Annotated in this window: 18 protein-coding genes; 14 read left to right on the plus strand and 4 right to left on the minus strand. The window is 41.1% G+C overall.

Features of this window, described 5'->3' with window-relative positions; all coding sequences use genetic code 11:
* Positions 1-87: 87 nt before the first annotated feature.
* Positions 88-2,049: a methyl-accepting chemotaxis protein gene (locus LCP48_RS08875; protein ID WP_004229450.1), complete on the plus strand. Its 1,962-nt coding sequence runs from the start codon at positions 88-90 to the stop codon at positions 2,047-2,049.
* A 121-nt stretch (positions 2,050-2,170) separates the two neighbouring features.
* Here the strand turns inward: LCP48_RS08875 and LCP48_RS08880 are convergent, their stop codons facing one another.
* Entirely contained in the window at positions 2,171-3,568 is a 1,398-nt protein-coding gene (locus tag LCP48_RS08880) for an alanine/glycine:cation symporter family protein (protein ID WP_004229444.1), read from the minus strand.
* A gap of 227 nt (positions 3,569-3,795) precedes the next feature.
* Here LCP48_RS08880 and LCP48_RS08885 point away from each other — a divergent pair, with 227 nt between their 5' ends.
* From LCP48_RS08885 to LCP48_RS08940, 12 genes are all read left to right on the plus strand, one after another.
* Positions 3,796-4,494 carry an aspartate/glutamate racemase family protein gene (locus LCP48_RS08885; protein WP_004229443.1) on the plus strand — a complete coding sequence of 233 codons (699 nt, stop codon included), beginning with the start codon at positions 3,796-3,798 and terminating at the stop codon, positions 4,492-4,494.
* A 1-nt stretch (position 4,495) separates the two neighbouring features.
* The gene (locus LCP48_RS08890) at positions 4,496-5,554 is read left to right on the plus strand and encodes a DmpA family aminopeptidase (RefSeq protein ID WP_004229442.1); all 1,059 of its coding nucleotides are present in this window, start codon (positions 4,496-4,498) and stop codon (positions 5,552-5,554) included.
* 455 nt (positions 5,555-6,009) lie between these two features.
* Positions 6,010-6,624 carry a M15 family metallopeptidase gene (locus LCP48_RS08895; protein ID WP_004229440.1) on the plus strand — a complete coding sequence of 205 codons (615 nt, stop codon included), beginning with the start codon at positions 6,010-6,012 and terminating at the stop codon, positions 6,622-6,624.
* Positions 6,621-7,415 carry a M55 family metallopeptidase gene (locus tag LCP48_RS08900; RefSeq protein ID WP_004229439.1) on the plus strand — a complete coding sequence of 265 codons (795 nt, stop codon included), beginning with the start codon at positions 6,621-6,623 and terminating at the stop codon, positions 7,413-7,415. The genes LCP48_RS08895 and LCP48_RS08900 overlap by 4 nt, the downstream gene beginning before the upstream one ends.
* A gap of 332 nt (positions 7,416-7,747) precedes the next feature.
* Entirely contained in the window at positions 7,748-9,577 is a 1,830-nt protein-coding gene (locus tag LCP48_RS08905; RefSeq protein WP_225340873.1) for a peptide ABC transporter substrate-binding protein, read from the plus strand.
* A gap of 82 nt (positions 9,578-9,659) precedes the next feature.
* Complete coding sequence (locus LCP48_RS08910; protein ID WP_202341811.1) at positions 9,660-10,604, plus strand: ABC transporter permease; 945 nt, start codon at positions 9,660-9,662, stop codon at positions 10,602-10,604.
* A complete protein-coding gene (locus LCP48_RS08915) occupies positions 10,604-11,578 on the plus strand; it encodes an ABC transporter permease (RefSeq protein ID WP_004229435.1) in 975 nt (324 codons plus the stop codon). The genes LCP48_RS08910 and LCP48_RS08915 overlap by 1 nt, the downstream gene beginning before the upstream one ends.
* Positions 11,571-12,644 (plus strand): ABC transporter ATP-binding protein, encoded by a 1,074-nt coding sequence (locus LCP48_RS08920; protein WP_050779462.1) that lies wholly within the window; start codon positions 11,571-11,573, stop codon positions 12,642-12,644. The genes LCP48_RS08915 and LCP48_RS08920 overlap by 8 nt, the downstream gene beginning before the upstream one ends.
* Complete coding sequence (locus LCP48_RS08925) at positions 12,637-13,584, plus strand: ATP-binding cassette domain-containing protein (RefSeq protein WP_004229433.1); 948 nt, start codon at positions 12,637-12,639, stop codon at positions 13,582-13,584. The genes LCP48_RS08920 and LCP48_RS08925 overlap by 8 nt, the downstream gene beginning before the upstream one ends.
* Positions 13,581-14,513 carry a S66 peptidase family protein gene (locus LCP48_RS08930; protein ID WP_225340874.1) on the plus strand — a complete coding sequence of 311 codons (933 nt, stop codon included), beginning with the start codon at positions 13,581-13,583 and terminating at the stop codon, positions 14,511-14,513. The genes LCP48_RS08925 and LCP48_RS08930 overlap by 4 nt, the downstream gene beginning before the upstream one ends.
* 7 nt (positions 14,514-14,520) lie before the next feature.
* Positions 14,521-15,333, plus strand: a complete 813-nt coding sequence (locus LCP48_RS08935) for a serine hydrolase (protein ID WP_225340875.1) — start codon at positions 14,521-14,523, stop codon at positions 15,331-15,333.
* The gene (locus LCP48_RS08940) at positions 15,302-16,129 is read left to right on the plus strand and encodes a C40 family peptidase (protein WP_009370890.1); all 828 of its coding nucleotides are present in this window, start codon (positions 15,302-15,304) and stop codon (positions 16,127-16,129) included. Before LCP48_RS08935 ends, LCP48_RS08940 begins: the two co-directional genes overlap by 32 nt.
* Here LCP48_RS08940 and LCP48_RS08945 read toward each other — a convergent pair whose 3' ends face one another.
* The 3 genes from LCP48_RS08945 to LCP48_RS08955 form a co-directional block, all read right to left on the minus strand.
* Positions 16,130-16,546, minus strand: coding sequence for a hypothetical protein (locus LCP48_RS08945; RefSeq protein WP_009370891.1), 417 nt, complete (start codon positions 16,544-16,546; stop codon positions 16,130-16,132).
* Positions 16,547-16,652: 106 nt separating this feature from the next.
* Positions 16,653-17,378, minus strand: coding sequence for a glucosaminidase domain-containing protein (locus LCP48_RS08950; protein ID WP_004229425.1), 726 nt, complete (start codon positions 17,376-17,378; stop codon positions 16,653-16,655).
* Positions 17,379-17,541: 163 nt separating this feature from the next.
* Positions 17,542-18,930 (minus strand): hypothetical protein, encoded by a 1,389-nt coding sequence (locus tag LCP48_RS08955; protein ID WP_004229423.1) that lies wholly within the window; start codon positions 18,928-18,930, stop codon positions 17,542-17,544.
* A 147-nt stretch (positions 18,931-19,077) separates the two neighbouring features.
* Between LCP48_RS08955 and LCP48_RS08960 the strand changes: the two genes are divergently transcribed.
* Positions 19,078-20,136: an AAA family ATPase gene (locus tag LCP48_RS08960; RefSeq protein WP_225340876.1), complete on the plus strand. Its 1,059-nt coding sequence runs from the start codon at positions 19,078-19,080 to the stop codon at positions 20,134-20,136.

The following is a 20,136-nucleotide window of genomic DNA, read 5'->3' on the forward strand; positions in this document are numbered from 1 at the left end:
TTTTTTCGTCCGATAAAAGCTTTGGGAGAAATGTTAAGCAGATAAAGAGAGGGAGAGGTTTAGAAAAAATCAAAAGGAGATTGATATATGAAGAAACTATTTAGCAGTTTTAAGGGCAAGCTTTATACGCTATTTGCACTAGTATTACTTATCCCTGTCATATCTGTTGGGAGTTTGTCTTATTTATCTGCAAAAGACTCGATTGAAGAAGAAATTTTATTTAGTGCCAATGAAAGTGTAGGCATTTTAAATAAGCTCATTGACAAAACGATTAGTGAGAAAATGAGTGATATCAATGTATTTAGTAGTGAAATAGATGTGCGCCAATATGAAGAAGCACAAGCTTCGATTGTGGCTAAATTTCAGCAATATACAAAGCTTAATGCAGATGTATTGAGTGTTTATATTGGCATGAATGACGGTCGATTTACACAGGAGCCAAAATTGAATGGTGCAGACTATAATCCATTAGATCGAGATTGGTATAAAGATGCAACAGCTTTAAAAGGAGAAACCTTAATTACCAACCCTTACAAGGATGCGGGGACGGGTGATATGGTGGTAACAGTTGCTAAGCAGACGAAGGATCAGGCTGGAGTTGTGGCCATTGATATTAAATTAACCGATCTTCAAAAAATTGCTGATTCAATTCGAATCGGAAAAAATGGGTATCCTTCTATTTTTGGAGAGGACAAGATGGTCATTTCACATCCTACACTGGAAGCGGGTGGGGAGCTGAAAGAAAGCTTCCTTGATAAAATGTACGAAAGTCCATCAGGTACGTATGAATATGTCTTTAATGGTGATGATCGTCTATTATTCTATACGACAAATGAGCTGACAAATTGGAAAATAACAGGAACAATTTTTGCTAAAGAAATTGATGAGTCTGCTTCCTCAATTTTATACCATACGATTCTAGTCCTTATAGCAGCAATAATCATCAGTTCCATCATTTTTTATTTTGTAATGAGGGCTGTCATTAAACCAATTAAAGCCTTAAAGGATAGTGCTGTTACAATCAGCAAAGGGGATCTCACGGAAATAGTAACGATTACGTCAAAAGATGAGATTGGTCAATTAGGACAAGCCTTTAATGATATGCAAGAAAGCTTGCGGACACTAATTCAAAAAATTGAACAAAATGCAGAGGAGGTTGCTTCTTCAGCAGAAGAACTAACTGCCAATGCCAATCAGACAAGCATTGCAACGGAAAAAGTGGCGATTTCCATTCAGGATGTTGCAACAAGCGCTGATTCTCAAACGATAAGTGCCAATAAAAATGCAGCTTCTTTACATGAGCTTTCTACTGCTATTCTGCATATTGCAGAAATCTCCTCCGCTGTGACGGACCTTTCACAGCACGCGACATTACAGGCAGATGAGGGTGGACAAGCTGTTCAAAATACAAAGGATCAAATGCAATCCATTCATTTATCTGTAGCAGACTCCAATGCGAAAATCCAGACATTGCATGAACGCTCTCAGCAAATTACATCCATTTTAGATGTGATTACAAGCATTGCAGATCAAACAAATTTACTTGCTTTAAATGCCGCTATCGAAGCAGCGAGAGCAGGAGAGCATGGGAAAGGCTTTGCAGTTGTGGCAGACGAAGTGCGGAAGCTTGCAGAGCAATCACAGGAATCAGCTAAACAAATATTTGAGCTTATCCGAGGGATTCAGCAAGAAACGGAGCAATCTGTCAGTATTATGGCGAAGGTTACAGAGGATGTGCAAAGTGGATTGCATATTTCCGATGAAGCCATTGCAAAATTCCAAGTCATTATGACAAGTATGAATGAAATTACCCCTAAAATGGAGGAGGTCTCTTCAGCCTCTGAACAGATGTCTGCAGGTGTTCAAGAGGTAGCAGCAGTAACAGAAGATTTGGCATTCTCCGCGAAAGGCAATGCAGCGGCGTCTGAGGATGTAGCGGCATCAACAGAGGAGCAATTAGCCTCAATGGAGGAAATCAATGCCTCTGCGCAAGCACTCGCGCATATGGCGGATGAATTAAAGCTACTGATTAGTCAGTTTAAATATTAAAGCACAACGCCACTCCAAATTTGGGGTGGCGTTAAGTGTTAATAAATGCCGTACTAGTAGAGCAAAGCAACCGTTTTTATCAAAAAACGCCACTCCAATCTTAGAAGTGGCGTTCAGTATTTTATCGATCTTCTTCTTCCCAACAGTCAGTATTTTTTAAGGTTGGGATTGATTTTGCATAGAAGACAGGATTTTTGCCTGCTCTACGTTGCTCAGTAAAGTCGTCTAGCACAAGGAAGGCAACTTTACCGAGCATCATAATAATGGCGATATTGATAAGCGCCATCAGCCCCATAAAGAGGTCAGCAAGATTCCATACAAGCTGTACCTGTGCGATAGAGCCGAACATAACCATAACTAACACTAAAATTCGATAGCAAAACATCCAAGCTTTATGGGCATCCATAAATTCAATATTGGATTCACCATAATAATAATTACCAATAATTGAACTAAAAGCAAAGAAAATGATGGAGATGGCAATAAAATAAGGAGCCCAATCACCAACATGAACAGCTAAAGAGTTTTGCGTCAAGATAATACCATTACTCTCACCTTTATCATATAAGCCCGCTAAAATAATGATAAACGCAGTGGCTGTACAAATCATAATCGTATCAAAAAAGACACCTAAGCTTTGTACAAGTCCTTGCTTAGCAGGATGCGAAGTATTAGCAGTCGCAGCAGCATTCGGTACACTCCCCATCCCTGCTTCATTGGAAAATAAACCGCGACGTACGCCCTGCATGATTGCTGCCCCAATTGCGCCACCAGCAGCTTCCTGTAGGCCAAACGCATGAGTGAAAATTAATGAAAAAACATGTGGGATTTCCGATAAATTGGTCACCACGACCAAAAGAGCTACAAGTAAATAGAAGATGGCCATAACTGGAACAAGAACTTGTGTCACCTTTACAATTCGATGGACACCACCAAAAATAATTAATCCAGTTAACATGACAAGTATAGCCCCGATAATCTTTGGATTTACATTGAAGGCTTCGCCGACTGAAGTGGCAATTGTGTTGGATTGCACAGCATTAAAAATAAAGCCAAAGCTTAATGTTAATAAAATACTAAAAATAATGCCAAGCTTTCGTTGACCTAACGCTTTCTCCATATAGTAGGCCGGTCCACCACGGAATGTATCGCCATCCTTCACTTTATAGACCTGCGCTAAGGTACTTTCAATGAAGGCAGTGGCCATCCCTAAAATTGCGATTATCCACATCCAAAATACTGCACCAGGTCCGCCTACACCAATGGCTAAAGCTACCCCTGTAATATTTCCTGTGCCGACACGTGAAGCAGCACTAATGGTAAAGGCCTGGAACGGAGAAACCCCCGAATCGCCCTCTCTTTTTTCTACAATTAAACGAAACATTTCAGGAAAAAGACGAATTTGTACAAACTTCGTACCGAATGAAAAATATAATCCTGCTACTAAAAGTAAGATAATGAGGATATATGTCCATAAAATATTATTTCCGCTATCAACTATCGTTGAGATCCATTCCATAAGTTGTCCTCCTTTCACAATACGCTTTAGTCTACACTGTTTTTTTATATAAAATCAACTTTTTTTAATATAATGAATTATGCTAAGATTTTGATATTTTAAATTTATTAATTGCGAAAATTCCCTTTATGTATTATTTTCCAATCGTCATCTATTGCTTTTGGAAAATTCTCTTATTTTTGTGTGAGAGAGGCGTATAATAATAGAAAAAAGGGAGTGGTGTAGACATGAAAACAATCGGCTTAATTGGTGGGATGAGCTGGGAGTCATCTGCTGAATATTACAGACTTATCAATGAACAGGTTAAACATAGACTAGGGGGCTTACACTCTGCGAAATGTATTTTGTTTAGTGTAGATTTCCAGCAAATTGAGCATTTTCAAGCTAACGCTGAGTGGGACAAAGCAGGTGAGGTGCTAGCTCAAGCTGCACAAGCACTGGAGCGGGCAGGTGCAGAACTAATCATCATTTGTACCAATACAATGCATAAGGTCATTGATGTTATCGAGCCTGCTATAACCATTCCTATTTTACATATTGCGGATGCCACAGCTAAGCAAATCAAAGAAGCGGGGCTACAGAAAATAGCGCTTCTTGGCACAAAATACACAATGGAGCAAGCGTTTTATAAGGCAAGGGTAGAAAGCTTTGGCATAGAGGTGATCGTGCCTGACAGCAACGACCGAATGGAAGTAAACCGAATTATTTACGATGAATTGTGTCTTGGCACCATTGTACCAGCATCTAAAACGTACTATAGCCAAGTGATCGAGGAGCTTGTACATGCGGGGGCACAAGGGGTAATTTTGGGCTGCACAGAAATCGGCTTATTGATTCAGCAGGAGGATGTCAGCATTCCGGTGTTTGATACAACGGCGATCCATGCACAGGCTGCTGTATTAATGGCGGTTCAGGAGGAGGCATAATATGCAGGGAAAAGTAAGACAATTGGGCATTGAAATTGGCATGTTACCAGTTGGGCAGAAAAACTGCATCACGGATGTAGAAGGAGTCCAAGTGGGACATGTGACATTAGATGAGCCATTAGATCAGAATGGTGCCTATGCGTGTACAGGCGTTACAGCTATTTTACCGCATGGAGGCAATGTATTTCAGGAAAAGGTAACAGCGGCAAGCTATGTACTAAATGGCTTTGGGAAAACAACGGGACTTGTGCAAGTGAATGAACTAGGTGTACTGGAATCGCCCATTATGTTAACCAATACTTTTGGCGTACCAGCTGTGACACAAGGTACATTAAGCTATATGCTTGATAGGAATGAAGACATTGGACTGACAACAGGAACCATTAATCTCGTTGTAGGCGAGTGTAATGATAGTTATCTTAATTCGATTCGAGCTTGTCCAGTGACACCTGGTCATGCTATAGAAGCCATTCGCCAAGCCTCTACAAAGACGGCACAGGAAGGCGCTGTTGGTGCAGGAAAGGGGATGATGTGTTTCGGCTATAAAGGAGGAATTGGTTCTTCCTCTCGCATCGTCAAAGTAGAATCAAATGAAGTGAACTATACAGTAGGCTGCCTAGTTCTTAGTAACTTTGGACAAGGTGGGGAGTTTTTAGCTAAGCATTACAAAGTCTCAACTATGCAAAACCAATCTACTCTATCACCAACAGATGGCTCCATTATCATTGTCCTTGCGACAGATGCCCCGCTAAGTAGTCGACAATTGACACGTGTCATTAAACGCTGTGGTATCGGTTTAGGACGGACAGGCAGTCATTTTTCACATGGTAGTGGTGACATTGTGATTGGCTTCACGACGGCATATTGTATTCCTCATACCGCTGATCAGCTTATAGAGACAAGAATTCAGCTTCGTGAGGATCATCCCATCATGAATCAATTGTTTACAGCCGCAGCGGAAGCGACTGAGGAAGCGATACTGAATTCGTTATCGCAGGCACAGACAACAACTGGCCGCAATGGTCATACTGTACAAGCTTACTCCTTTCATCAGGCATAAAAGAAAAAGCCATTGAAACAGCAAATGAACTGCCCCGTAAAAGTTAGACATCAATCTAACTTTTACGGGGCAGTTCAGTGTTTCAATGGCTTTTTTTAGGTAACCAAACAGGATTCGTTAATTTTTTAGCATGAGCGAGCTATAAGATGAATAAAATCCTTAATTAGAGGATATAAGTGGTTTTTCGACCCGTCAATTGCTGGAATATGTATCATTATAAGAGTATATCCATTATTTTGTAATTATTCTTTTTTTATCTAGTCAATGGTAGGGAGATCTGATAATATTCAACTTAAAAAACTGAATTATCTAACTATTTGAAGGGGGGTTCCGTTATTATTAACCTTTTTCAACCGATAGCACCTTCTCTAAATGGAAGCCCTTCGCCATCACCAGTTGTATGTGAAAACAATGAGCCGCTTATCCAGCTTACAGGTGCTCATCCTAGGGTATTTATGAAGCCAATCTACTATCAGCAACAGATTTCTAATAGTTTACGCGTTATTTATGTAAGAGAAGGTGTCTATGAGCGTTTGCAACAGGTATTAACATTATTACCTCAAGAGTATGGCTTATTACTTTATGATGGCTATCGCCCATTTCAAGTACAGCAGTATTTGTTCAGCCATTTTTCTCGGCAATTAGCAAAAAGGCTGCCGCAGTTAACACCACAAGAGATTATGCAGGCGACCAAAAAATATGTAGCATTTCCAAGTAAAGATGCAGCCCATTTAGCCCCCCATTTAACAGGGGGTGCCATCGATGTAACACTGGCTAATGTTCATGGTAAAGCCCTCGATCTTGGGACAGCGTTTGATGAAATGAATGAAAAATCAGCGACCCGTTATTTTGAACAGCATACGCAAGAAAATCCGCTTGCCTGTCAGCACCGACGTTTGCTGTATAACTGTATGACACTTGCTGGATTTACGAACTATGCGGAGGAATGGTGGCATTACGATTATGGCAATGTGGCATGGGCTAGACGTGTTTATGCACAGGTAGCTCATTACGGAGCAGTACACGCAACAATTCAACATCACAATGTAAAGGAGTTTCGATTTCTATGAAAGTTTATATTAGTGCAGATATTGAAGGGATTACAGGTACAACCTCGTGGAGTGAGACCGAGTTAAACGCACCTGACTATCAGTTTTTTCAAAGACAAATGACGCGAGAAGTAGAAGCTGCCATTGAAGGAGCGATAGCAGGGGGAGCAACTGAAATTTTATTAAAGGACGCACATGATTCAGCCCGCAATCTAGACATTTCCAATTTACCAATCAACTGTAAAGTCATCCGTGGCTGGACATATGATCCTATGTGTATGGTAGCAGGTCTCGATCAAAGCTTTGACCGTGCTATTTTTATCGGTTATCACAGCAAGGGTGGCAGTGAGCGTAACCCACTAGCCCACACACTTTGCACATACGCAGATGTCAAAATCAATGGCGAATATGCGAGCGAATTTCTAATCAATACGTATGCAGCAGCGTTACACGATGTGCCCGTGTCCTTCGTAAGTGGTGATGTGGGGTTGACAGAAGAGATTCAGGCGATAAATGAACACATTGTCACGTTTGCTACAAAGGAAGGCATCGGCAATGCGACGATTAGTGTCAGTCCACAACTAACCATAATGGAAACCAAGCGACTGGTAGAGTCTTCTATGAAGATCCCTCGTGCCGCATTACAGGTAACGTTGCCAGAACACTTTATGGTTGAGATTATTTATCGTGACCATACAAGAGCCTATCGCAATTCATTTTATCCAAATGCCAAATTCAAACCACATAATACCGTGGAGTTCTTGACCCATGATTTTTATGAGGTGCTGCGTGTCCTGCAATTTTTAACATGATGGAAAGGTCTAGTGGGAGCTTTTACATCAAGTGAGGATTCTATTTCTTGAAAGGTGAGAAGTGATCCATTTGGTGAGGGACCCGCTCACAAGGGTGTGAGAAGTGATCAAAAGGTAGATAGACCCGCTCAAAAAGCAGTGGGACACGCTGTCTGAGTGGTTTGATAGAACCGACAATTTAATCTCATAACCGTGACAACGAGTATGTACCGTTGTTCATTTCATCGATAGATGGTCGATTTAGACAGACCTAGCTTATGTTTGAATGATCCTAGGGAAGGTGCAATCCATCCTACCAATAGGATTTTCATTATAAAAAGATGACTAGGGGGATGCTTGTGAGAAAATATTGGTTGCTGTTCGTATGTCTGGTCGTATTATTTTGTGTAGCCTGTAATGACAAGTCAGCGAGTGAAAAAGCATCGGAATATCGAGTGGTGTATTCAGGGGAAATTAAAACGTTAAATTATTTAAAGACGTCAGAAACAAATGAATTTGCGGTGGCTGCGAATATGGTGGATGGGCTCATTGAATATGACAACTATGGGGTGGTCCAGCCAGGATTAGCGAAAGAGTGGTCCTCGAATGAGGATGCTACGGTGTGGACATTCAAATTGCGTGATGACGCAAAATGGGTAACACATGAGGGCAAGGAATATGCAGCTGTTGTGGCACAAGACTTTGTGGATGGCTTACACTATGTGCTTGATGCTAAAAATGAATCATCGACAGCATGGATTGCGACGGTGGTGAAAAATGGGGAAGCTTTCTATAATGGCGAGATGAACGATTTCAAGGAAGTAGGCATAAAGGCGCTAGATGAACATACAGTAGAATATACTTTAGAGGCGCCGACACCCTATTTTCTTTCTATGTTGAATTATGTTTGTTTCTTCCCTGTAAATGGCAAGTTCATTGCGGAAAAAGGAGCGGATTTTGGCACAACACGTGAAAACTTCCTCTATAACGGTGCCTATATTTTAGATAAATTTGAGCCACAAAATGAACGCGTTCTTGTGAAAAATGAAACGTACTGGGATAAAGACAAGGTGCTGATTGATCGTATTCGCTATAAATACAATAAAGAAGCGGCAACTGTGGCGCCTGAGCTGTTTTTACGTGGCGAAATCGATTCGGCTAGTATCCCTACCTCTATCATTGATGAATGGTTTAAAGATGAAAAGAAAAAATCTCAGGTTCGTCAAACACAAAATAACTTCTATACCTACTTTTATGCACTCAACTTCAACCCACAATTTGACGCACAATACGAGCCTGATAACTGGAAAATCGCCGTCAATAATAAAGATTTCCGCAAATCCTTGTTCCATGCGCTTGATCGTGTGTCCGCGATGCTAACGGTTGAGCCCTATAATCCAGCAGATTTGTTGAGCAATACCATTACACCAAAAAACTTTGTTGATGTGGAAGGCGTGGATTATACACAACTAGCACCACTTACATCCATTTCCAATGAGGATTCCTTCAATAAAGAGCTGGCCCTTGAGTATAAAGAAAAAGCAAAAACGGCATTAGCGGGTAAGGCGACATTCCCTGTGAAAGTCTTAATGCCTTATAACGCTGGTATGCCGGATTGGGCTAATCGCTCTCAAGTAGTCGAGCAGCAAATGGAAAAACTACTAGGGACAGATTATGTCGACATTATTGTAGAGGCTGGTCCATCCACAGGCTTCTTATCAGAGGTACGTCGTCCAGGTAAATTTGCACTCTTAGAGGCGAACTGGGGTCCTGACTTTGCAGATCCATCTACGTATACAGATCCTTTCACAGTAGATGGAACTTACAATAAACCAGAATTAGCAGAAGGCTATAAAGAGGCGAATGGTAAAATAACATATCAAAATCTTGTAGATCAAGCGAAAGAAACAATTGACACAGCCAAACGCTATGAGCTATTTGCGAAGGCAGAAGCGTTTTTAATTGAGGAAGCCTTTGTTATTCCATATTCAGTTGGTGGTAGTGGCTATATGGCATCTAAATTAAATCCATTCGAGGCGCAATATTCGCCATTTGGTGTAACGGCAGAGAAATTTAAAGGCCAGCAAGTGCTAGAAAAGCCAATGAGTAATGAAGAATTTAAAAAAGCGCTTGCTGAGTGGGAGCAAGAACGTGCGGAAGCACTAGCCAATGCTGAAAAGTAGTAGAATTTCGTAGATGAAAAGGAGATACCGAAAAGAATAGTCGGCATCTCCTTTCGTCTTTTTGACAAAGGAGGATGGCGCGATGTTGCAGTATATAGGAAAACGACTCTTACAATCCGTTTTAACCCTTTTTATTATCATCACCATTGTCTTTTCATTATTACGGCTAATGCCAGAGGAAGGCTATTTAGGAGCGGCTGCTGATAAAATGTCACCTGCTCAGCAGGAAATTTACTTAACAAATCTCGGCTTGCGAGACCCAATGCTTGTCCAACTGGGGAATTTTTACAAGAATTTACTGCAGGGAGATTTGGGCAAATCAGTAACTTATCGTACCGATGTCTCAGTAGTGACGATTATTGCAGATAAAATCACGTATTCTCTGCTCTTTGGTTTAGGAGCCGTCGCTTTATCACTCCTGATTGGTGTACCGTTAGGAATAATGATGGCCTATCGTAAGGGACGTTGGCTGGATCGACTTGGGACAGGCTATATCGTATTTGTTGTTGCAGTCCCTGCAGCCGTTTATTACTTAGTTATTCAAATGTATATTACAGAACTCTTTCAATTACCGATGCTGTTTGATGAATACAGGCCGATTACTTGGATTCTTCCACTTACGTCAATGGCATTGGCTCCAACTGCCTCCTACGCGATGTGGATGCGACGTTATATGGTGGATGAACTGAACAAGGACTATATTAAGCTAGCTAGGGCAAAGGGCGTAAAGGAGCGGACATTGATGTTCAAGCATGTATTACGTAATGCCTTTATTCCCATGGCACAATATTTACCTGCAACGATTCTGTTTACGATTACAGGCTCGATTTATATAGAGTCGTTGTATTCCATTCCAGGGATGGGGGGCTTGCTTGTGGATGCTATTCAGCGACAGGATAATACAATTGTGCAAGGCCTAGTGTTAGTGTTCTCTTCCCTGGGTATCATTGGACTTATTTTGGGGGATATTGCCATGGCACTTGTCGACCCTCGTATTAAATTAGGCAAGGGAGGGGGTGTGCGTTAATGGGGATGTATACAGATGAAATCAATAATATTTCCAATAAATCGCGTGAAACCTTGTTTGAATTTGCTGAAGTAGATGCAAGGCAGGCGGAGGAAACGGGCTATTCAAATTATTCTTATTGGCGGTCTACATGGCAATCCTTTTTGAAAAATCGACTGGCCGTTTTTTTATTAGTTGGGGTGATCATCATTGTTGGCTTTACGATTCTACAGCCCTATTTACCCGCGCAAAAATCACCAACTGAAATTTATTTGGATGAACAAACGGGGATGCAGGCACGTAATATGGTACCTAATGCAGAATTTTGGTTTGGTACGAATTCAATTGGTCAGGATTTATGGTCTCGTATTTGGGCAGGCACACGGACATCCCTCTTTATCGGCTGTGTTGTGGCTTTAGTGGAGGCAGTTGTGGGGATTACAATCGGTACGCTGTGGGGCTTTTCAAGGAAATTAGAAGCGCCTATAACACAGCTTTATAATGTTATCGATAATATCCCCACAACTATTGTGCTCATTTTAATGTCCTATATCTTACGGCCAAGTATTTCAACCATTATTATTGCCATGTGTATTACGGGGTGGGTGGAAATGGCGAGGTTTATCCGCAATCAAATTGTTATTTTGCGGGACCGCGAATACAATCTAGCCTCAAAGTGCTTAGGCACACCTGATTATCGTATTATTCTAAAAAATCTATTACCTTATTTAATTTCTGTCATTATGCTACGCATGAGCTTAGCGATACCCTTTGCAATTGGGGCAGAAGTCTTTTTAACGTATATCGGCTTAGGGCTTCCGATCAGTGAGCCATCCTTAGGAAATTTAATCAATGAAGGACGTGTCCTTATGATGTCACCAGATCTACGTTATCAGCTTATTTTCCCAAGTATTGTGCTAAGCGTTATTACGATCGCATTTTATATTATTGGTAATTCCTTTGCAGATGCAGCAGATCCGAAAAACCATGTTTAAGGAGAGGAAGCGAGTGACATTGAAAAAATCACGCATATTAGGCATTCAAAATTTAGTGATTCAGTTTACGCTACGTGGGCGAGTTTTAACAGCGATTCGCGATATTTCACTCGACCTTTACAAGGGAGAAAGTTTTGCCATTGTGGGCGAATCAGGTTCGGGTAAATCCGTGCTGATGAAATCCATTATGGGCTTGCTTGATAAAAATGGTCGCATTAAGCAGGGACAAATTATTTACAATGCACAGGATTTAGGCAAGTTCACAACAGAGCAAGAATGGCTAGGGATTCGTGGCAAGGAAATAGCGATGGTGACACAGGATCCGATGACATCGTTAAACCCGCTCAAAACCATTGGAAAGCAAATTGAAGAATGTGTGGTTATGCATCAGGGCTTAAGAGGCAAGGAAGCCTATGCGGAAACACTAAAGCTGTTAACAGATGTCGGCATTACCGATGTACAAAAGCGCTATAAGCAATACCCGCATGAATTTTCAGGAGGGATGCGCCAACGCATCGTTATTGCGATTGCGATTGCCTGTAAGCCGAATATTTTAATATGTGATGAACCCACGACAGCCTTGGATGTAACCATTCAGGCACAAATTTTACAGCTCTTAAAAAGTCTTCAGCAAAAATACGACTTAACAATCGTCTATATTACGCATGATTTAGGTGTAGTCGCAAAAGTGGCTGACCGTATTGCCGTAATGTACGCAGGCGATGTCATAGAGGTTGGGGAAACACATGAAATTTTCTTTCATAGCAGGCATCCATATACGTGGGCGCTTATTTCCTCCTTACCACAGCTTGGCTCAAAGGGAGAACAATTGTATTCCATTAAGGGCACGCCTCCTAATCTATTTCAAGAAATCAAAGGTGATGCTTTTGCGCCACGCAATCCATATGCACTAAAAATTGACTTTATCGAGCGACCTCCCTTTTTTCAGGTCAGTGATACGCATTATGCGCGAACATGGTTGTTAGATCCACTGGCGCCAAAGGTAGAGCCTCCAGCAGCCTTACAGGCATTTTTTGCCGAGGGGAGGCAGTATGCGAATGAGTGATAAAGAGGTGCTCGTAGAGATAAAAAATTTATCTGTTGTTTTTGGCAAAGGAAAAAATAAGTTTACAGCCATTGATGATGTCAGCTTTCAAATTTTTAAAGGTGAAACATTTGGCATTGTAGGTGAATCAGGCTCAGGGAAGACAACGATTGGTCGAGCGATTATGCGCATCAATGAGGTTACAGAGGGACAAATTTTGTACCATGGCAAAAGTATTCAGGGGAAAATACCTAAAGATTGGGATAGAGAAATTACACAAAAAATCCAAATGATTTTCCAGGACCCTATGGCATCTCTGAATGAACGAGCAAAAGTAGATTATATTGTCTCAGAGGGCTTATACCCTTCGAAAAAATATAAAGATGAGGCAGATCGGCAACAAAAGGTGCGCGATGCTTTACTGAACGTTGGGCTACTTCCAGAGTTCTCAAGCCGCTTTCCGCATGAGTTTTCAGGAGGTCAACGCCAACGTATTGGCATTGCTCGAGCGTTAGTGATGGAGCCTGAATTTATCATTGCAGATGAGCCTATATCTGCTTTGGACGTATCCATTCGAGCGCAAGTATTAAATTTATTAGCAAGCCTTCAACAGCGAAATCATTTAACATATTTATTCATTGCCCATGATTTATCGATTGTCCGTTTTATTACGGATCGTACGGCGGTCATTTATAAGGGGAAAATTGTGGAGCTAGCGGAAACAGAAAAGCTTTTTGCTCATCCGCTGCATCCTTATACAAGGGCTTTGTTATCAGCAGTACCAGAGCCAAATCCCTATAAGGAGCGGGAGAAAGTTGTAGAAGTGTATGATCCGTCACAGCATCGTTATGATGAGAATCCCCCCTCATTTGTTGAAATAGAGGAAGGTCATTTTATTTTAGCCAATGAAGAGGAACTTGCCCATTATCGTACTTCACTGAAAAGGGAGGAAAAGATATGATTTGTCCAAAGGCATTGAAAAAGGGTGACACAATTGGTCTTATTAGTGCTTCTGGAGCAACGCCACCTGAAAAGCTGCAACCTGCTATTGCTAGTATCGAAAAGCTAGGGCTCAATGTGGTCGTTGGGGAGACCTGTCACGCAAGACATGGCTATTTAGCAGGCACAGATGATTTACGGGTAGCAGATGTTCATCGTATGTTTGGTGATCCAATGATTGATGGCATCTTTTGTATACGTGGGGGCTATGGTGCGACGAAAATTTTAGCTCAATTAGACTTTGACTTGATAAGTGCCAATGCCAAAGTATTTGCTGGCTATAGTGATGTGACCGCTCTACATATAGCTTTTAATCAGCTATGCGGCTTTGTAACCTATCATACGCCGATGCCATCCACAGAATTTATTAGACAGGAGATGGATGACTATACTTGGCAGTCGTTCATTCAGCTGATTATGGAGAATGAAAGAAAGGCGTACTACTTAAAAAATCCCTCTCACCAGCCCATGTCTACACTGGTTCCTGGGAGCGCTTCAGGTCAACTCATCGGTGGCAATTTAACATTAGTGACAGCTTCACTTGGCACACCCTATGAAATTGATACACGAGGTAAGATTCTGTTTTTAGAAGATATCGATGAAACAGAGCAACGGGTGGATCGTATGCTGACACAATTAAAACTGGCAGGAAAGCTAGATGACCTGGCAGGCATTTTATTAGGCGCTTGGACAAATTGCGAACCTGAAAATCCCGAGCAGCCAGCACACAGCTTATCATTAAAAACTATTTTTCAAGAAATTCTAGTGCCTTTAGGGAAGCCTATGATTGCAGATTTGGCATGTGGTCATTGTTTACCAACGATGTCGCTTCCTTTAGGAAGAAGCGTCAAAATGGATGCGGACAATCAGCGTATCCATGTAGTTGGATAGGTGGTCTATGGAGCAGAGAATTACGACACTTATTCAAGAATCGCCCTACAACGTACATTTGTTTATTAAAAATCTAACAACAAATCAGTTGCTCATCAGTCATCAGCTAGAGGCTTCATTTTCAAGTGCAAGTTTAATCAAAGTGCCGATTCTGTTAGCCTTGCTCTCATATATAGAGAAAAACAAATTATCACTTGATTCTACGCTTACGATTTCACCAACTGATTGGGTGGATTTTAGTGTGATTAGTGAACAAAGACTTACACAAAGCACTTTCTATGAGCTGCTAGTGTGGATGATTATTACTAGCGATAATACAGCTACGAACGTCTTAATCGATGTAGTTGGCATGGCATATTTGAATGACTATTTTCAGCATATCGGTTTACAGGACACACTGCTACAGCGAAAAATGATGGATGTGGATCGGCTAGCAAAGGGCATAGATAATCGCACATCAGCAAGGGATATGGCGCATCTTTATACGTGTATCTATCAGCAAGAGCTTTTATCGCCTCCTTACAATAAGCTAGTCATTGATATTTTAAGCCGTCAGCGTGTGCATGACTCCCTAAAGCGCTATCTAATAGAAGATGTGAGGCTGGCACATAAAACAGGCGGACTAGATACCATCGATCATGATGTAGGGATATTTTACACGAATGCAGTCGATTATAGTATGGGTGTTTTTATAACAAATGTAACGGACAATGATCAGGCGCGCCAACTCATTGGTCGTCTATCGAAAGTTGTCTATGACCAGCTAGTGAAGCGGAAGGGGGAGAAGGATGAAGGCTATCGTTACAGCCATGATTGCTAGCTTGCATGCCATGCCAGATAAAGCTTCTGAATTAGTCGATGAAGTGCTTTATGGGATGACCGTCGAGATCATCAGTGATGTCAATGACGCTTGGGTTTCTATTCGAACGGCCTATCGTTACGAGGGGTATTGTCAGAAGGCAGATTTACTACAAGAGGAGGCTCTTGCGTCTACATGGCAACAAGAGGCACAGTATGTAATCTGTCAAAGCTTTGCAGATGTTTTGCAGCAGCCACGTATTCAAAGTACAAAGCTGCTAACGCTTGTTAGAGGCTCTTCCATTCGTGTTATGTCAGACGATGCAGTACCTGAAGAATGGTCAGCCGTACAGCTAGTGGCAGGGCAAATAGGGTACGTTCGAACAAAATGGCTACAGCCTAAAATAACAGTACAGTCATTATCAGAGCAGCAGTTCCGAGAAAATGTGGTGGACACAGCGCTCAGCTATTTAACGGCCCCTTATCGATGGGGTGGCAAATCGCCATTAGGTATTGATTGCTCTGGTCTATGTTCGATGGCCTATATGTTAAACGGTGTCTATATTTATCGTGATGCCCGAATAGTAGAGGGCTTCCCTATCGTTAACATAGACCAAGACCAAATGCAGAAGGGTGATTTAATCTATTTTCCAGGTCATATTGCTTTATATATGGGTGATGATTTGTATGTCCATTCATCGTTAGGTGGTAATGAAGTAACCATTAATAGTCTAGATGCCAAACATCCCCTCTATCGACAGGATTTAGCCACGACCATACTAGCAGTAGGTACTTTATATAACTCACAGAAAGACTAGTTAAGCTTTTTTAAAGGTCAGTCCCATTTTGAGGATGATCAACGTACTGAGATGGATCAGTACTAACACGATGAACTGCCATAGCCCAATTAAAAATGTACTCATGCATAAATCAAAGACTGCTTCACCTGGAGGCATATCTGGATAGGGCTCTAGTTGCCCATAATGCCACACAAAATAACAGGCTATAGAAGTGCCTTGTCCCACATAGATAAAAGTCCAATGGATAGAGGCTGCTACTCTTTGCCAACTACAACATAGTAAGAGGTTCGATAAAATAATAAGAGTGGGCAAAATAATAAGATAAAAGGAACCCTCTGCTATTTTTGTTATGAAATATAGGTGGTAGCTAAGCTGAATCAATGGCAATAGCACAAGGTTAACGGCGAGAAGACTGAGCAATTGTGTACGCTTCACTGTGTTCCTATCCTTTCCGTATTTTTACATTAAGACGTTTTGACAAACGAATTAGTTTCATGAGAAAAAACGTCCATACTCCTTGATGAGTCATGGACGTTTTGTGTTAATAATGATAAATATTGAGTTGCTGACCTGCTTCAAGTCGTTCTGTTCGAAGCTGATTCCATTGCTTAAGTGATGTCACTTTCACATTATAGGCTTCGGCAATCTTCATAAGTGAATCGCCATCAGCCACCGTGATGGTTTTCTTATCTTTTACAGGACTATCATATTGTTGAAGGTCATATTTTGCGATCAATGTATTTAATTTTTCATTGTAAGCCGAATCAGTTGCATAGGAGCCTGTTAAAAACTTGGTCGCATCTGTATAGGTAGTTGTGTTGCTTTTGAAAACGCCTGCGTAAAAATCTTTATTCCATGAAACGCCATTACGCATTAATTTTACATAATCCTGCATGGATGCTTCATAGGAAGGGTATTTGCGGAAGTCAGCCATGATGGTAGAAAGGTTGCCTGACCCATCATCCTCTGTGGTTTCGAGTGTGACGGAATTATTTTGGTAGCTACCTTTCATTCCAAAAAGATTATAATTAGGGGCAGAGCCAAGTCCACTTTGCCCATGCTCACTTTCTAGAATCGCCTGAGCTATCATCACGGATGCATATAAGTCATTGTCAGCACCAAGATCTCGTGCGGTCTCTGCAATCTCACCGATAAACTCTTCCACACTTGGACGATCATCAATAACCACAGACTCTTCTCTTTCAGTCGTATTAAATAACTGTGTCACCATATAAAACGAAATACAAATAACAACAACGACAATCATAAGTCCTTTAAAAAAGTTTAGCACGTATTTCATTGTAGCTGGATGTTGGTCGTGACCACATCTCCCTCCCTTCTATTAAAAGTTTAGTTATCTCTCATTATTACAGAGAGTGAAAGAGATGTATAGTTGAATAGACTTCATCATTAATAGAACGTTTCTTGCCTTAATTAGTTCCTAAATCTATCTTAAAATTCTGAGACATAAATTGTTTGAATCTCTCAAAATATCGCTCGGACGCTTCCCATTGAATCGTGTTTAAATAAGATAGCTCTTGTCGACCAAAAACGTTAGGAGGCTGATAGTGGCGAGCAACATAGGATTGATTTTCGAGCGTATAAAAATAATACGCTTCATCAGGCGTCATAATTTCAATGCGAGCATGTATCCTATCGCCTTCATCATCCAAATAGGTTTGACGGAAGCTATAGCATTTGGAACCATCCCACAATCCATCATGTTCATCGTCTAAATCCAGAATCGTAGGATGCTGGAGAATTTGTTGTACATCTCGCACCTCGATACTATCCAAGTAAAGTTCTGCTACATTGATGCAGGTTAACAACATCAGCCAGTGCTGTTGTAAATCCACTAAATCCTCCTGGGGGGATGCTGTAATATCCCACCATTCAGCTTCTTCATCTAGTGTTTTTGTCAAGAGAGAGACGGATTGATCCTCATTAAGCCAAATAAAATAATGACACTGCGAGGTCAATATATAAATACTATCATTGCGTACATCTCCATCAGCATTGGTATGTGCGCGTTGGATCATAAAATAAACTTCCTGTTCCGTCAAATCGAAAGAAGGTTTGTCAGGTGTCATCAGAATACATGAAGTCAGTTTCAGTATGTTTTCCGCATTGATCGAATGGTGCGTGAAATAAATAGGAGCTGCTATTGTCCTTTGAGGAACGCTTGTAAATTGAGTGAGTGCAGAACGCCCTTGTTTTAGAATTTCCACGAGTGAAGTGAAGGAAAAGCCGATGTCATCCTCATCCTCAGGTAAAAATATCTCGTCTACTAATACATCTTCAATACGGATAGGGAGTTCCTGAAAAACGCCATCTCCGTGCCATATATTTACGATACAAGGAATCGACTTCTGACCCTTTACGTTGATGCGATACTCATCATCTTGAACCAAAATTGCTGCCTGAAGATTGCCATTAACGATCGTTTCGCCATGATTGTAGGAGCCACATAATATATTCTCGACTGTCAGATGCCCGTGCACATAGATTTCCTGACCACCTACAGCTATATTTTTAGAAAGTACATTGCCCATCACTATCAGCCCAATTGCCCCATCTGTCTCTAAATTATAGAGGGTGTCTACGGTTAAATGTCCATTGATGAAGATGAGAATGGTCTTGTCCTGTTGTGGGAATGGCATATCCCAGTCCAAATCAAGAGAGGGAAGTGTTAAATCCCCCTCATAGTACGCTACTAGATCATCCTCACTAAAATCCTTGTAAAACTTTGCCCACCAAGAGTCTGCTGGAAACCTTTTTGCTAGTTGTGAAATCGCCAAAAACTGAAAGCCATTATGCATAGGTCACGACCTCTCTACTACAATTTTTATTATTTTCTCACAGCTAGTAATTGGCAGTCAATTTCATAGAATGGTAGAGACAAGATTAATTTCATAGAAAATGGTATTATTAACCTTTAAAAACAATGAGTTGAAAGGGCGTTTTGATTGAATACGATTTTTAATGTGACACAAAAACAACTATATGATTTTCTACTGAATGTAGCGACAGTAAGACCAGTTTTTATTTGGGGAGCACCTGGCATTGGGAAATCAGCGATTGTTGAAAACTTTGCTAGTGAATTAGGGCTACATTGTGTATCGTTATTGGGCAGTCAGCTAGCACCTGAGGATATTATTGGTGTTCCGCAGATTAAGGATGGCTACAGTGTTTTTTGTCCACCCAAAATGATTGCACGCGATGAACCTTATTGCCTTTTTTTAGATGAATTAAATGCTTGCTCACAGGAAGTACAAAAAGCGTTTTATAGTCTTATTCATGAACGCAGGATTGGAGAGTTTACATTGCCAGAGGGTACGATTGTTATTGGTGCAGGCAATCGGGCTCAGGATAACGCCATTGTGAAGCCGATGTCCTCCGCATTAATCAATCGGATGGTCCATGTTCAGCTTAGGGCATCGCATAAAGATTGGCTTGAATGGGCCTATACACATGAAATACATCCATATGTGATTGAGTATATTCAAATGCGTCCCGATCATTTATGGAGCGAACCTCCGAAAACAGAAGAACCCTTCTCCACGCCTCGTTCATGGCATATGTTAAGTGATTGTTTGTATGCATATGGCAATAGCTTACAAGAACAAACAATTGATCTATTAGCAAGTAGCTGCCTATCCGCGCATACTGCCAGTCAATTTAAAGCCTTTATCAAGCAAGTGCAGAGTAAATATGATCTTGCTAAAATTATTCAAGGAGAATTACGTTGGCCCGATCAACCTGATGAAAGAGATTTGCTTTATTTCATGGCACAATCCTTCCGTGCTCAGTTACTGAAGGAACTTCCGAACGAGCATACGACATTGAAGGGCAATCAACGGCAATTAGCCTTTCGAGCCAAAGACTTGATCAAGGACTTATCATCCATCAGCTTAGAAATTGCACAGATGGTTGTATCAGAGCAAAAGGGTGAAGCATTGCCTGCCTGGTTTATGCTGGAGGTTATCCGAGATTTACCTCGTTTAGTAGCCAAAAAGGAAGGGTAG

It is taken from the genome of Lysinibacillus capsici, from assembly GCF_020217405.1.
GTDB lineage: Bacteria > Bacillota > Bacilli > Bacillales_A > Planococcaceae > Lysinibacillus > Lysinibacillus capsici.